Source organism: Helicobacter canis (assembly GCF_008693005.1).
Classification (GTDB): domain Bacteria; phylum Campylobacterota; class Campylobacteria; order Campylobacterales; family Helicobacteraceae; genus Helicobacter_B; species Helicobacter_B canis.
The window spans coordinates 135,400-150,846 of sequence record NZ_VXKE01000021.1 but is presented as its reverse complement, the minus strand read 5'-3'; the positions used below and the strand labels follow the sequence as shown (position 1 = coordinate 150,846).

Genomic DNA, 15,447 nt, shown 5'->3' with positions numbered 1-15,447 from the left:
ATAATCTTTATGCTTATAGACTTAAATTTGCCAAAATATGCTGCCCATAGCGTGGCAGATCTAGACATAGCACGAGTGGCAGTGGGCTACTTTTGCTCTACAAAAAATCGCGCAAGGCACAAAGCCAGCAGCGCACCAGCAAGCTTACCTAGCATAATTGGCACAATGAGACTTGGCTGAAAATTCGCGCTAAAGGACAAATGATCGCCAATCAAAAACCCACCGCAAACGCTAAAAGCGACAATTTGGATTCTAGTTTTGGGCGAGAGATTAGCTAGCATAGGGTATGCGGCTAGGACATTGCTCGCACAAGCAAGTATCCCACCAAATAGCAAAGCATTAGGCTTATGCGATAGCTTTAGTGCGGTGTTTAGCAGCGCACATAAAACAAATGTCCCAGATAGCACAAGTCCGGTATATCCAGCAATCTCTAAGGCTCTCATTGTATCGCTCTCATCGGCAAACACCGGATCAAAAGGAAAGCCCCCAAACACATAGCTAACCCCACCGCTAAAATGCTCTATAAGCAGCAGCGCGAGAAATACTTTGCCCCACATATCTACCACAAACCCAAACACATAAAACCCCACAAGCATTACTCTTCTCGCATAATATAGCCCCAAAGAAACCACTAAGCAAAAGGCGGCAAGGGGAATAAGATTCCACAAGATAAACGGCAAGCTAAAATCTAGCAAATAAGTAGGCTTTCCTTGTGTGGCGATATGATCTCGTATAAGCACAGGATCTAGCATAACAAACAAGCAAGACACAAGCACCCCAAATGGAATCCCTAAAAACCCAACCATAATCCCAAGTGCGAAGTCCTTATGCGCTGCTTTGGGGATTATCCGCAAGCCCACAGGTATGCTAAAGACTATCGTAGCCCCAGCCATAAACCCAACAAACATCGCCATAGTCGCGCCCTCTAAGCTCTCTGCGCTTTGCATAGCGACTTGATAGCCGCCCATATCTATGGCAAGTATGCTTGTGATCGCTAGGCTTGGATCGATATGGGCTAGGCTATATAGCGGGGATACGATAGATTCTACCAACGATACGATATAAGGGATACTTGCAAAGATCCCAGCAATAGCTACAAAAATATGTCCTATGGCATATAGTCCATTCATATACGCTTGGGCTAGTGCGGATTCTCTAGCGATGATTGAAGCCACACAGCCGATCACCCCACAAGCAAGCACCACATAAAGCGCGATATTTCCAATCCACTCCATACAGCACCACACCCTAGAATCTAGGATCGTGCATATCCAAAAACTGCTCCAAGCAAAAGAGCTGCCACTTTTGATCCCCACTTAGTCCAATATGCGCCCCATCGACAAACTCATCTCTGCTAGGCACATAGTCCCTAAGCCAAAACTCCACCTCTCTTGGCATAGGGATTTTATCTGGGATTGCTAGGTCCTTATACCGCCGCGCAAAAAGCTCGCGCACCATATACTTTGGGCTGCCATTTCTTATCTTTTGTAGATCAAGGGGCTGCGCTACTTTCACCTTTTGGCAAGGGTCAAGATAGCGCATAGAGTTTTTCTCAAACATACGCCAATACGAAGTGCTAGACTCTATGGCAAAAATCTCATCAATAAAGCGCAAAAAGTCGATTTTCTCCCCTTGCCTATATGGCTCAAAGACTTCTTTAGTATCGACATATTCTTTTAAAACTCTTTTAGGGTCTAAAAATGTATATCGCTCCACAAACTCATCAAAGCCCCAATCCTTTGCTAAAAGCTTATCCATACCGCCAAAGACTAGATCGAAGCTCTCGCCTAGGCACATTGTCCTAACCCCCATAGACTTTGCTGCGCTTAAGCAAATATCAATGAGCGGCTCTATACTATGGCAGGGCACGCCATCAAAGCTAAAGATACTATCCAAGCGCACAAGCACATCTTCCCAGCGGATTGGCACGATGATATGTTCAAGCCCATAGCTCTTGGCATAGAGTGCGGCTTGCTTTGTCTCATCAATACTTGTAGGTGAAGCGATGCAGCGCATCGTAAAAGCCTTAGCACCTTTAGGTAGATAGGAAGCCACCACAGCAGAATCTATCCCCCCACTAAGCATAACACCAGTGGTGCTAGGATCTAGCCCTTGCATTTGCTTTGCGATATAGGAGTCTAGCTCATCGACACTAGCGATGAGATCGTGCGTGAAGTTTGGGGTGAAATTACGATGAGAGAGCTGGGGGAAGAAGTTTTTACTCTCATCGGCAATGTAGCGAAAAGCTAGATAATGGCTCATGCAATAGATCTTATCCATTTTTACTCCTTAGTAGTGGTTTTGACGATTCAGCTTTGGGCGAGCAATGCGGCAGTGTTGCGCCTTTTGTGAAAGGCACGATCACCAAGATCGCTAACCTTCCCAAAAAGGCGCAAAGCTACCACAGCCCCACCGCAAATCTTAGAATCGTTTTGCACTAGAATCCTTGTTTGTGTTTTGCTGCTTTTTGCTGCCGCCTGCGATGCACTTAAGCTTTGGGTGTTGTTTTTGTCATTGCGAGCAAGCGCGTAGGCGGTTGCGTGGCAATCCATTTGCGTTTTGTCAAAAGTGGATTCTAGGTTTGTGGGGGATTTTAGGGGGGCTTGGGATTCTAGGAATGTGTGCAAAGAGTAGGTGCTAGTGTGTAGTTTGTGGCGTTTAGATTCTAGGGTGCGGGGGCTTGGTTTTCTGTCATTGCGAGACTTGCTTGGCAAGTCGCGGCAATCCATAGAGTCCGCTTTTTTAAAGCTAGATTCTACTTTTTGAGCGGTATGGCTAGATTCTAGCGATGTTTGGGATAAAGTCCTTTCAAGGTTGCACGCTTTGCGTGCGCCATTGATTTGATTGGATTCTGCTTGCGCAGAATTGGATTGCCACGACACTACTGGCGCAGTGTCTCGCAATGACACTTGTTTTTCTTCTTCTAGGATTCTAGGAATCGCGGTATTGCTTGTGCTGTTTTTCACAAATTTGGGGAGAGAGCTAGACTTGAGGTCTGCGGTTCTCCCAAAATTTGTGAAATCAGTGCAATGACTACCCGAAGCCGAATCCACCAGCCAAGCTGAATCCCTTAAATATTTACCCCCCCCCCCGTTTGTCTGCGATACCCCCCAAACACCTCCACAAACGCATTGAGATTATAGATCATAAACTTTTCCCACGCGCTGCAGCAGCTCAAATCATCACTCTTAAATACACTAGAATCTAGCTCTATATCAAAGGCTTTTTGTTTATCCCACAGGGCAAAAGGCACAGGGAAGCCCTTTTTCTCCCTAGTGATGATAGAGCTAGGCAGATAAGACTTGGCGATTTTCTTTAGCAAAAACTTGCTTTCACAATGCATATCGCTAAAGTTTTTATAATCTTTAAGCGGTATTTGCACAGGGGCTTTTGTATGCACCTTATAAGAAAAGGGCAGGGAATTGACAAAATCAATCAAGCTAGAATCTAAAAACACAAACCCATCATTAAAGCCACAAAAGCGCAGGGCATTAGCCCCTCTTTCTATCAGTCCCCTTGTGTGCAGGACTTGGATAAAGTAGAGCATTATATCGCGCATATCTTTTGGCACATTGCTGCCAAAAACTTTGGCGATCATTTGCGTGTCATCGACTAGATATTTCTCGTGGATTAGAGCGCGAGATTTCGCTAGAGAAAAGTAGCGATAATGCTCTAAAATATAGGCATAAAACTCCTGCGCCTTGCCCATATAGCTTGCATAGAGCATAAGATTATGCGAATACCCGCCAAAGACATCATCAGCCCCCTCACCGCATAGCACCACATCACAGCAATCCTTACGCGCTTGGGCAAGTGCATAAGCTAGGGGCAGCTCATTGGGGTGCAAGGGCGCAGCCTTTTGCTTGATGAGTGCCTTTAGCCACGCATTATCGCTAAAAAACTCCCCATACCCTAGCGTCTTCTCATAATGCTTGTTTGCAAACTTCCTTGCCACTCTTCTTGCGTATTTAAACTCATCATCACCATAAAACCCTATACTATATGTGTAAATCTCCCTATGTGGATACAACGCCCTACACATCGCCACAATCAGCGAGCTATCCAGCCCACCGCTTAAACATATACCTATCCTCCTAGCATTTGCCACTCTTCTCTCAATAGATTCTAGCAGAAGATACTCTGCAATATGCGTAGCCTTTTGCAAGCTAGGAGTCTTGTAGCTAAAATGCAGGCTAGATTCTGGGGGAGATTCTAGCTTGGAATCTCTCTTTACCCCAAAGTCTGCAAACATCGTGTGATCTAAAATGGGATAGCGAAAGCTTAGAAAGCTTGTAATGCCCCAAGGGCTAAAATCATCAAACAAAAGCCCACGCACCGCGCTTGAGAGATCGCTAAAGCTAGAATCTAGCCCCACTTTGTAAAACTCATTCTCCAAGCCAAAAAGTCTTCTATGCTCTAAGCGCATTTGCATTGCTCCATTTGGGGTGTTGCTTGATTGCTTCTAGCTGCTCTTTGCTCATTTGCACTCCGGGAGTAACCTGCACCCCCTCGCTCCCATAGCAGTAATAGCACGCTGTAATAGGCTGGTGATCTGTGATAAATCTTTGCAAGCTTTTGTAGGTAAAAATCGGCAAAGATTCCCCCCCCCCCCCCCGTTTGCTTGCAAATTTAGAGCTAGAATCTAGCTCTTTAGATTCTAGCTCTAATCCACCCACAAGCGTTTCAAACGCTCTAGCCGCACTAGGTCGCACCACTACCCCATCACCCCTACCAAGCCTAAAGCCTTGCATAAGATGCGCAATCGTCCCCCTAGAGCAGCGTGTGATAAAGCCATTTTCCATAGTTAGGCACTCCTTAGCAAAGGTGCAAGAGTCAAAGACTTTTTGCATAGCTTTTTGGGGGAGTTGCTTTGTGTCTTTGTCGCCACACTTACTCCACAGCCCAGCCCCACGATAAGTATTGCGCAAAATCACCGCTATACCCCTTGCTTGTAAGATAGATTCTAGCTTAGTGGCTGGCTTTGCATTCACTGCGCCATAGTTAGAAATACGCACGATTACTTTGGGGTTTGCAAGAAGATCTAGCATAGAGTCTTTGGGGATTATGGTTGCATTTGTAGCGATACAAATAGAGTGGATTCTAGGGCTTGCAAGCGCGAAAGATAAAATCTCTTGCGCCTCTGGGTGGTAGAAAAACTCTCCACCTTGAAACTGCAAATACGCAATCTGCGCTTCTTCAATAAGCTCTTGCATATCAGCGATAATCTCTTGCGCTGGGTAAAAGGGCAGAATCTTTGAGAGATATGGCGAGAAGTTTGCGCAGTCTTTGCATTTTAGCGTGCAGTTTTGCCCAACGATTACGACAATATTACTAATCACATTGACATATCGCTTCATCAAGCTATCTTTATAGGTAGAATCTGGCAGTAGCGTGATCGCCACTCTTCTTAGCTTATTGCCTAGCCGCTTTGCTAAAGATTTTTTCATCACTGCTCCTTTGGGTGGTGTTCATCGCGTAGCTGCACTAAGACGCTATTAAGCAGCGTAGAGCTTGTGCCCTGCGTATAGGGGAAATACACAATCCTAACGCCCCTTTTAGCAAACTCTGCTTCTATGCTCTGCCACTTTGGCGTGGAGAACCAATCATCACCCACAAACATCACATCAAACTTCAAGCGATCGTGCATAGCAAGCTTATCCATACTATCTTGCGGAATCACCGCATCGACAAAGCGGACAGAGCGCACGATCTCCATTCTCTCGCTAAAGGGGATCACAGAACGCTTGTTTTTATAGCTCACAAGCTCATCTGTGGTAACGCCTACAATAAGCTTATCGCACATTGATTTGGCATTGCGCAAGAGATTTAAATGCCCTATGTGAAACAAATCATATACCCCTGTGGTATAGCCGATAGTCATTGCCGCTCCTTAAGGTTAGGTTCTGTCATATCCTGCAGTAATGCTTGTGTGATGGCACTAGATGCACCCTGCTTGGGGAAGTGGAAGTTCTGCTGCAAAATATAAGATCTTAGGGCGGCTTTAGGTGCGAAAGCTTGGAGCAAATGCGAGCACAAATCATCTAAAACCTGCAATAGCTCGCCCTCAGTCGTAGTGATAAACACGCCCTGCACCACGCGCAAAGCCCACGCGCTAATCTCAGCAGTGCTATCCCCCTGCGTGTAGATCGTAGGCTTACCACTCAAAAACGCATAAATAAGCATAGAGCTTGTATCGCTAATGATCACATCACAATCGCTAAAGGACTCTATGATACTTGGGCGCATATCCCACTTCCCATAGCGATCGATACTCTCTTTAATATCCTGCCAGCGTTGCTTAGATAGGATCTTAGACTCTATCACTAAATGATCATACATATTTGGATGCGGACGGAAATGCAGTAAAAATCGCCCCTCTCTTGCTTGCTCAAGCAGCACATCAACATAGCGCAAAAATGTAGAATGCATATCGCAAGCAGCCCACCTAGGAGTCCAAAGCACGCGCAGGGGCTTGTTTGCGCACGCTTGCGGGCTTCTTAAGTTGGCTGCTAAAATCGCCTCAAAGTATGCGCTCCCTGCGGTGATAATATGCAGCAAGCTAGGCACACTCTGCCTAGAAGAGCTAAGCCAAGTATGGAAACCAGTGGGGGAAAACAAATAATCATAATAGCGCAAAAGCACAGGGTCATACGCGCTAATATCTTGCTCACAAGCAGAGAACATATACACCCCATACTCCACATAGCAAAGCTTAGAGACTTGTGCTATTGAGTAGTTGCTAAAGGGCTCTGGGCGCAGGGAGTCATACGGGCGCGTAGTGAAGCAATAATGCGCAGCCAAATCTTGCGGCGTGATAGGGACATTTAGCGCAGAATCAAAGCCTATGAGACAAAGGGGCTTAGGGCTTGTGGCAAGGGTGGATTCTAGGCATTGCGTAAGAGCGTGCAAAGACTTAGCACGCGCCAAGCTAGAATCTAAACCACTAGAATCTAGTATATCTTGCACCAAGATGGCTTGAGTGCGCACTTTTTGCGCAAAGCTCTGTGTGGATATGCTTGCATTGAGATCATAAAACGCGCTAGATTCTACCCTTGAAGGCATAGCAAGCACAATCACTTCAAATAAAGGATTCGCGCTCAAGGCTAATGCCAATGGCTCTAAAGCCTCCCAGCTATTGCCCCAATCATTGTAGAAAAGCACGCGGATTTTTCGCGCTTTTGTCTCTTTTGCAGCAGTATTTGGGGGATCTTTGTGGCTTAGGAATGCAAGCGGCGGAGCAGATTTGCGCGCAAGATAGAGTCTGCTAAACTCCCTATCTCTGCGCTTTTTATACAGATATGCGGATAGAGATTTTCTTATAGGGGGGGGGGCAGCAGAACTTAATGCTAGATTTTATCGCTTGCTTAATTTGTGTGTAGATAGATTGCATAGCACTCACCATTCAAATATTGTTTTAGCGCGCTTGATTGCAGCATAGGGGATAAAGCCACTAGAATCTAAAGCTTCACTTGCTGCTTCTTTTGCTAGCCAAACACCCTGCTCATCGGCTTTCATCAGCGTGCCTACAATCTCTTGCTTATCAAGCAGTCTAATTTGCACCATCTCTCCACAAGAGAGCATAAAATGTCGCGGATTTTTCAGCACGCGCTCAACACCCGGCGAGCTTACTTCTAGCGTGTAAGCGTCTTTTACTATATCTTTGACATCAAGAAATGGTGAGATACTTTGGGACACAAGCTCACAATCATCAAGACTCACGCCCCCATCTTTAATGATACTTATGCGCAAAATCTGCGCTTCATTTTCTCTAAGTAGGCTTACATCATAGAGCTTGCAGCCACAAGATTCTACAATCGCTTCTAGCTCTGGCATTATAGAATCCACCCACATTATCGCGCCCCCTTCTCTTGGGCTATGCTTTGGAATATCCGCTCAAGGCTCTGCGCCCTAGCCATACTCTCATCAATCACAAACTCAAGCTTAGGGCATTTATACCACCCGCTATTACTTAGCACATACTCGCGCAAAATCCCACTCGCCTTGCGCAATGCCTTTAACACCATAGCCCCATCATCGCTATCTGTATGGATAAAGACTTGGGCATTATACTTGCCCTTAGAGCAGAGCACATCAGTAATACTCACGCCATTGATCCTGCTATCTTCTAAGCTGCTTAGTGCCTCGATTAAAAGCTCTTTTAGCAGGCTTTGCGTGCGCTCTAAATGCACTGACATCACACTCTCCTAGAATCCACTTTTTATATTTTCATCGCTTGATCATTTGGGTTTGATTGGGGGCTAGATCTTTTGTGCCTTTTGCACTTCGATAAACGACTCAAACACATCACCCACTCTAACATCATTGTAATTTTCTAGCATAATCCCACACTCATAGCCTTTGGCAACTTCTTTAGCGTCATCTTTAAACCGCTTGAGACTCGCCACACTGCCTGTGTGTATCACCACACCATCGCGGATTAGGCGGATTTTCACCCCGCGCAAAATCTTGCCTTCAGTTACCATACATCCAGCGATTGTGCCAACTTTGGCGATGGTAAATATATCGCGCACTTCTGCTTGCCCTGTGTCTTCTTCTTGGATAAGTGGGGACATAAGACCAGAAACCAACGCCTTCACATCATCAATCACATCATAAATCACAGAATAAGTCTTAATCTCTACGCCAGATTCTTTTGCTTTAGTTTTAACAATCCCTGTAGGGCGCAGCCCAAAGCCTAAGATCATACTATTTGTGCTAGCAGCAGCCAAAGCCACATCACTCTCGCTAATCCCGCCAACCCCAGAATCTATAATACTAACTCTCACTTCATTATTGCTAAGTTTTTGCAGGCTTTGGGTGATCGCTTCAAGGCTACCCTGTGTATCGGCTTTGACAATAAGAGGGATATTTTTGAGCTGCCCTTGTGCGACCATTTCACTTAACTCATCAAAGGACACTTTAGTCGATTTGCTTAGCTCCTTTTGCCTTAGATAGGCTGCTAGCTTTTGGGCTTTCTCTCTTGCTTGCGTATCGCTCTCTACCACATAGAGCATACTCCCAGCACTTGGCACCTCACATAGCCCAGCGATAGAAGCCACGCTTGAAGGTGTCAGCTCTCTTATTTCTTTGCCCATATCATCAACCATCGAGCGCACGCGCCCATACGCCGTGCCAGCATAGATTGGATCACCTATCTTAAGCGTGCCTTGCTTCACAATAATAGTCGCCACAGGTCCCCTACCCTTTTGCATACTGCCCTCTAACACCACGCCTTGCACGCTTGCTTTAGGAGAAGCTTTTAGCTCCAGCACTTCAGCGTGGAGCAAAATCGTCTCAAGTAGCACACCAATGCCTTCCCCACTCTTAGCAGAAATGGGGATAAACTCATACTCCCCACCCCAATCATTTGGGACAAATCCAAGCTCTGCGCACTCGGATTTTAGCTTATCAGGATTGGCACTCTCTTTGTCCATTTTATTCATAGCGATGATGATTTGCACATTTGCTGCTTTGGCGTGATTTAGGGCTTCGATTGTCTGCTGCTTCACGCCATCATCTGCAGCAATAACGATAATGGCAATGTCTGTAACCTGCGCCCCACGACTACGCATCTCACTAAAGGCTTCGTGCCCGGGCGTATCGATAAAGCTAATAAACTTGCCATTTTTCTCCACCATATACGCACCGATATGCTGCGTGATCCCCCCTGCCTCACCACTAGCTACGCGAGATTCCCTAATCCTATCAAGCAAGGAGGTCTTGCCGTGATCAACGTGCCCCATAATGGTTACTACCGGTGGGCGGGCGATAAGATCTCTCTCATCAAAGGTGATTTCTTGCTCTTCTTGCTCTTGGGCTTGGATAGAGATGGCAATTTGAAACTCTTCTGCTAGAATCTCTATAGCATCTTTATCTAGGAAGTCGTTTTTAGTTACCATAAGCCCTAGCCCAAAAAGCACCTTAATCACTTCTGTAAGCGGTCTGCCCGCACTCTCTGCAAACTCATACACGCGGATTTCTTCTGGGATTATGATTGAGCTTTGAGCCACTTTGCTTGTGTCTGCCTGCTGTCTTTGTGGCTTCTTGCGGCGGCTGCGGCTAATGGATCGATGCTCATTTAGCCAAGGGTTTTTGCGCTGGATTTTTACGCGATCTGTGATAGCTTGTCGCTCTTGGTTTTCCTTATCTTCATCGACAATCTCACGCTCGCTAAAATCAAAGAGCATAATTTCATCTTGCTCTTCATCATAATCGCTTCTATGCGTGCTAAAATCCCTATCAAGCAGCTCGATTTTCTGCTCATTGCCCCTATGTGCTACCGCGGCTTTTTTAGGAGACTTCTTAGACTTTCTAGCTCTAATTGGCTCATCTATGTCCTGATCTTGCCCCATAAGCTCTTGGATAGATGGGGCATAGGTTTGGGGCTTCTTGCTTGATGTATCTTGGCTGGCGACTGGGCTGGCGGTCTTTTTTACAATACGGATACCAATGTTACGCTGGGCAAGGGTGGAATCCTTTTTAAACTCCACTTCCTGCTTAGATTCTAGTGGTATATCCTGCTCTTTGAGGACTTGGGCTGACTTTGGCTTTTTAGCTGGCTTGGACTCTTTCGCGCTGGGCTCTTTGGTGTCCTTTTTAGCTGGCTTATCGCTGCTTGGCTTATCTGCTGTCTTGGTGGATTTAGCAGGAGACTTTGTAGATTTTGCAGATTTTGTATCTTTTGTATTTTGGGCTTTTGTGCTAGATTTTGTGGTCTTTGCCTTAGGGGCTGGCATACGATTTACGCCTGTTGTAACATAATCGGCAAGGATCTGCGCTATTTCCGCGCTAACAGAGCTGGTTGTATTTTTTACATCAAGCCCTAGCTCTTTAGCTTTCTCAAGCACTTCCTTGGCATTTCTTGCTATATCTGCTGCTATTTCTACAATTTTTACCTTATCACTCATATTTTGCCATCTCCCGGATTATTTGTAAGCTCTTGGATTTGTCCTTAATTGCGCTAAATCGACTCAATGCTTTTGTGATTTTCTTCTCACACGCTGCGCACTCACTGCATAGATAGAAGCTTCTCCCGCTGCTCGCACACCCAAGCGAGCCCACAACCAAGCCATCTTTAATATACAAACGCAGTAAAGTTCTTTGCATCTTGCGAGAGCGACAAGCTACGCACATACGAGTAGGCTCATAGCAAGATATGCCAAACATACAACCTCGATTCGCATTTAGTGTGGCGCATTCTAGCTAATTTTTCTTAAAAATCCCATAGATGACCCAACACGCACCACGCTAGAATCCACATAGCACCACTTACTTTAAGGCAGTTTCAACTCAACATTTACAACTGCTAGCTCAAGGTGCTAGCGACCCTTGCGCAGCTCTTTTGCCGATGGATAGACAAAGAATGTCTTACGCTCCACTTGGATACCCTCATCATCAATAGCATACGCTCGTATCCTAATATCTTGTAGCAAGTCCTTATCTTCTAGTGCAGAATCCAGCGGAGTTCTATCACTAATTGTTACCACAAGCTTGCGTTTATTGCCCTCTTTTACCGCCACAGGCTCGCGCGGAGAGATGATCTCTAAACTCTCATTATCTAAAATCTCAAAATAAAAGCTATGCGCCTTGGAGTCAGTGTTTTCCACCAAAAATGTGTAGTCATTATTGACCGCGCCGCTTTTGCGTATGGAGTAGGCTTGAGTGTTTCTATCAATATTAAGCAGCATACTCTCTTTACCGCTCCCAACAATTAGCAAAATTGCAAAAATAATCGCCAGCACCGCCACATAGCCGATCGTTTTGACTCGCACATAGCGCACCTTTGATTGCGTGCTTACTGCATTTGGCGAGCTCCACTGCACAAGTGAAGGGCGATTGTAATGCGCCATTACAGAAGTGCAGGCATCGACACACTCAAGGCAGTTGATACACTCTAGCTGCATACCTTTTCTAATATCAATATGTGTCGGGCAGACTTTCACGCAAGCTACGCAGTTTGTGCATTCATTGGCTTCATTTTGCTTCTTGGGTGCTAAGGGATTCTTGCTACCATCTGGCGCATACACAGCCCCACCACGCTTGGGATCATAGATCGCCATAATAGTGTCATTATCATAGAGCACACTCTGCACGCGCGCATAAGGACACACATAAACACAAAAATTCTCCGCCAAAAGCGTTACATCAAAGAGCAGGAACAATGCTATCCCCAGCCAGAATCCTAGTAGAATCTTATGATTTAGCGGATCACTAATATAGGCGAAAAAATCACTTGGCGGCACGAAAAACCACAAGAAATTCGCCGCAGCAAGCAGGGCAATCACAGAGAAAATCATCATTGCCAAAAGCTTCTTAAGCTTTGTGCTAAAAAGTGTGAAATCTGGCTTTTTTTGCTTATTGTCAATACGCTTGCGCAAGCCCAAAAGCTTTGTCTCAATCCCATCGCGATAAATCACGCGAAACATCGTCTGCGGGCAGCCCCAGCCGCACCATACGCGCCCACCCAATGTCGTCATAAAAAATATCCCCACAAAGAGCATTATCAGCAAAAATGGCATTAAATACAGCTCTTGGACGCTAAAGACTATCCCCAATAAATGCAGCTCTTTATGATCAAATGAGAGCAAAAAGATTTGATTGCCATTGATTTTGATAAAAGGCAGTGATAGAGCGATAATCGCCACACAGACATAAATCGCATACCGCCTAAAGCGATAAGGCAAGCCGATCTTTTGTGTAGAATTAGTAGTTTGCATTGTTTCTCCTTAATATCTTCCTATCCCTAAAATCGCGCCCCAAAGCAGATAACATAAGCATTCAACCACCCTGAGATTCCCAAAAATTATAATATTTTAATAAAAAAAGTCAATGCCAAGCACCAAGCCATTTAAGCCAAACTAGCAGCCACACTTTAGGTGGATTCTCTATGGATATGCTACAATAACGCCCTATTCTTCTTAAATGTATCACTCAAAGGACATCTCAATGCTACAAACAATCAATCTTTCAATGCGTTATGCGACAAAAAAGCTCTTTGAAAATGTCAATATCAAGCTAGATTCTGGCAAACGCTATGGGCTTATCGGGGCAAATGGTGCGGGGAAATCCACATTTCTAAAAATCCTAAGTGGGCAGTATGAAGCAAGCAGCGGCGAAGTGGTGATAGAGAAGGGCTTAAAAATGGGCGTTTTAGGGCAGGATCAATATGCTTACGAAGAGCTTAGTCTAAAAGATGCGGTGCTGCTAGGCAATAAGCGATTATATGACGCCATAAAACACAAAGAATATCTCTATGAAAATGGTGATTTAAGCGATGATACAATCAATGCCGAGCTAGGTGAGCTAGAGATGATTTGTGCTGAAGAAGACCCAATGTATGAATGCGAAGTAGTGATTGAAAAGATTTTAGAAGATCTAGGCTTTGATTCTAGCACGCATAATGAGCTAATGAAAACCCTAACCGGTGGCGATAAGTTTAAGATTTTGCTAGCCCAAGTGCTATTCCCCAAGCCTGATATTTTGCTCCTAGATGAGCCTACAAACAACCTTGATTTACACTCTATATCGTGGCTTGAAGACAATCTTAAACGCCACGAAGGCACACTTGTCGTCATCAGCCACGATAGGCATTTTTTAAACAGCGTTTGCACACATATTTTAGATATGGATTTTGGCTCTGTGCGGGAGTTTAGCGGGAATTATGATGATTGGTATATCGCCTCCACACTCATTGCTAAACAGCAGGAAATGGAGCGAAACAAAAAGCTTAAAGAAAAAGAGGAGCTAGAATCCTTTATCGCGCGATTTTCAGCTAATGCGAGCAAAGCCCGCCAAGCCACAAGCCGCCAAAAGCAGCTAGAAAAGCTTAATATTGAATCTCTTGTGGTTAGCTCTAGGCGAGACCCTAGCATAGTCTTTAAGCCCAACCGCACCATTGGCAACGAAGCCCTAGAATGTGAGAATATCTCAAAAAGCTATGGGGATTTATGCGTGCTAAAAAATGTGAATCTAAAGATTCTACCCGGGGATAAAATCGCTATCATCGGTGCAAATGGCGTGGGTAAAAGCACTTTGTGTAAGATTTTGGTAGAAGAGTTGGCTGCAGATTCTGGGCTAGTCAAGTGGGGAGCGACCACGCAAAGGGGCTACTTCCCACAAAATGTAAGCGAAGAGATAAGCGGAGAAGAGAGCCTGTATGAGTGGCTAAGGGGCTTTGATAAGAAAAAAGAGAGTGGTGAGATACGCAATGCGCTTGGGCGAATGCTCTTTAGCGGCGAAGAGCAAGAAAAGCCCATAAACGCTCTAAGCGGTGGGGAAAAGCACAGAATGGTGCTAAGTAAGCTTATGCTAGAAGGGGGGAATTTTTTAGTGCTTGATGAGCCTACAAACCACCTTGATTTAGAATCTATTATCGCGCTTGGCGAGGCGTTGTATAAATTTAGCGGAAATGTGATTTGTGTCAGCCACGATAGGGAGCTAATTGATGCGTATGCCAATAGAATTATTGAGCTAAAAGTGGATTCTAGTGGCAATGGTGCGGAAATTATAGACTTCCGCGGGAGTTATGAGGAGTATTTGGAGTCTCAAGGGGAGTGATAGATGAGTAGGCATAACGAAGCGATGAGAAAGCTTTATGACAGGATTTTGGGAATATACAATAGTAATAAATATGAAAACTACCGAGAGCAAGAAAAGGTGGTTGAAAATATTTTTAGTGAAAATGGAGTTTTTGCTAAATTGGGGCGAGAAAACTTACAGCAAATTGTGCTACTAAAGGTTTCTGTGTTAGATAGCTTTTATAGCACAAATCTTGCGAAATTTGGAATCTATGAAGTCGCAAAACACATTACCAAGCTAGAGCAAAAAGATCAAATCCACCAAAAAATACGCAACGCCAACCCACAAAATTACACTGAATTAAAGGATATTGTTAAACAAATTGCAGAATGTAAAAGAAAAGATGATAAGAAAAAAGTCTTTTACTCCTTTGCGACAAAATACTGCTTCCACCACAATCAAAACGCCTTTAGAATCTATGATAGCTTTGTGCGTGAAGTGTTGGTGTTTTTTAACAATGACAAAAGTGATACAAGCAATAAGTTTGCGGATATGCCTAGTGAGCTAGTAGGCACAAATTTTTTTGAAAAAAAGCTTATTGATACAAAGCTTAGAAAACTTGAAAACTACGATACTTTTCTCAAAGCTATTGATAGATTTGCCGAGTTCTATGGGCTTGAAAATGAAAATGCACAAGATCGCAGAAAATTAGATCATTTTTTATGGATTCTAGGGAAAGAAAATAGATAAAGAGATAAACAACAGGGTGAAAATGATTAGCAGAAAATAGCTTTTATAAAAGTGGATTCTACCCTTAAAGCCTTTTGAGCTTTAAGGGTAGTAGATCAAGGTAGGCAGATTCCTAGAATCTACTTTTTGTTTTGCTGATTTGGGTTAAGCTGCTTACCCCTGTTGCCTTGATTTTGGTCG

14 protein-coding genes are annotated in these 15,447 nt (G+C 44.6%); 2 read left to right on the top strand and 12 right to left on the bottom strand.

Going from position 1 to position 15,447, the window contains the following annotated elements; genetic code table 11:
• Positions 1 to 86: 86 nt before the first annotated feature.
• From eutH to ccoG, 12 genes are all read right to left on the bottom strand, one after another.
• The gene (gene eutH, locus F4V45_RS07735) at positions 87 to 1,235 is read right to left on the bottom strand and encodes an ethanolamine utilization protein EutH (RefSeq protein ID WP_150337766.1); all 1,149 of its coding nucleotides are present in this window, start codon (positions 1,233 to 1,235) and stop codon (positions 87 to 89) included.
• 13 nt (positions 1,236 to 1,248) lie between these two features.
• Positions 1,249 to 2,280: an asparagine synthase-related protein gene (locus tag F4V45_RS07730; RefSeq protein WP_150337765.1), complete on the bottom strand. Its 1,032-nt coding sequence runs from the start codon at positions 2,278 to 2,280 to the stop codon at positions 1,249 to 1,251.
• A 29-nt stretch (positions 2,281 to 2,309) separates the two neighbouring features.
• Positions 2,310 to 3,053 (bottom strand): hypothetical protein, encoded by a 744-nt coding sequence (locus F4V45_RS07725; protein WP_150337764.1) that lies wholly within the window; start codon positions 3,051 to 3,053, stop codon positions 2,310 to 2,312.
• 17 nt (positions 3,054 to 3,070) lie between these two features.
• Complete coding sequence (locus F4V45_RS07720; RefSeq protein WP_170235211.1) at positions 3,071 to 4,426, bottom strand: asparagine synthase-related protein; 1,356 nt, start codon at positions 4,424 to 4,426, stop codon at positions 3,071 to 3,073.
• Entirely contained in the window at positions 4,410 to 5,447 is a 1,038-nt protein-coding gene (locus F4V45_RS07715; RefSeq protein WP_150337762.1) for a radical SAM family protein, read from the bottom strand. The genes F4V45_RS07720 and F4V45_RS07715 overlap by 17 nt, the downstream gene beginning before the upstream one ends.
• A complete protein-coding gene (locus F4V45_RS07710; protein WP_150337761.1) occupies positions 5,447 to 5,881 on the bottom strand; it encodes an FAD synthase family protein in 435 nt (144 codons plus the stop codon). The genes F4V45_RS07715 and F4V45_RS07710 overlap by 1 nt, the downstream gene beginning before the upstream one ends.
• Positions 5,878 to 7,101, bottom strand: a complete 1,224-nt coding sequence (locus F4V45_RS07705; RefSeq protein ID WP_211362731.1) for a CDP-glycerol glycerophosphotransferase family protein — start codon at positions 7,099 to 7,101, stop codon at positions 5,878 to 5,880. Before F4V45_RS07705 ends, F4V45_RS07710 begins: the two co-directional genes overlap by 4 nt.
• Before the next feature lie 294 nt (positions 7,102 to 7,395).
• Positions 7,396 to 7,851, bottom strand: a complete 456-nt coding sequence (locus F4V45_RS07700; protein WP_150337759.1) for a ribosome maturation factor RimP — start codon at positions 7,849 to 7,851, stop codon at positions 7,396 to 7,398.
• A complete protein-coding gene (gene rbfA / locus F4V45_RS07695) occupies positions 7,851 to 8,195 on the bottom strand; it encodes a 30S ribosome-binding factor RbfA (RefSeq protein WP_150337758.1) in 345 nt (114 codons plus the stop codon). Before rbfA ends, F4V45_RS07700 begins: the two co-directional genes overlap by 1 nt.
• Positions 8,196 to 8,258: 63 nt before the next feature.
• Positions 8,259 to 10,907 carry a translation initiation factor IF-2 gene (gene infB / locus F4V45_RS07690; protein ID WP_150337757.1) on the bottom strand — a complete coding sequence of 883 codons (2,649 nt, stop codon included), beginning with the start codon at positions 10,905 to 10,907 and terminating at the stop codon, positions 8,259 to 8,261.
• Positions 10,900 to 11,166 (bottom strand): DUF448 domain-containing protein, encoded by a 267-nt coding sequence (locus tag F4V45_RS07685; RefSeq protein ID WP_150337756.1) that lies wholly within the window; start codon positions 11,164 to 11,166, stop codon positions 10,900 to 10,902. The genes infB and F4V45_RS07685 overlap by 8 nt, the downstream gene beginning before the upstream one ends.
• A gap of 152 nt (positions 11,167 to 11,318) precedes the next feature.
• Complete coding sequence (ccoG, locus tag F4V45_RS07680; RefSeq protein ID WP_150337755.1) at positions 11,319 to 12,716, bottom strand: cytochrome c oxidase accessory protein CcoG; 1,398 nt, start codon at positions 12,714 to 12,716, stop codon at positions 11,319 to 11,321.
• Positions 12,717 to 12,945: 229 nt separating this feature from the next.
• Between ccoG and F4V45_RS07675 the strand changes: the two genes are divergently transcribed.
• Positions 12,946 to 14,556, top strand: a complete 1,611-nt coding sequence (locus F4V45_RS07675; protein WP_150337754.1) for an ABC-F family ATP-binding cassette domain-containing protein — start codon at positions 12,946 to 12,948, stop codon at positions 14,554 to 14,556.
• A gap of 3 nt (positions 14,557 to 14,559) precedes the next feature.
• Complete coding sequence (locus F4V45_RS07670) at positions 14,560 to 15,267, top strand: HI_0787 family protein (RefSeq protein WP_150337753.1); 708 nt, start codon at positions 14,560 to 14,562, stop codon at positions 15,265 to 15,267.
• Positions 15,268 to 15,447: the final 180 nt, after the last annotated feature.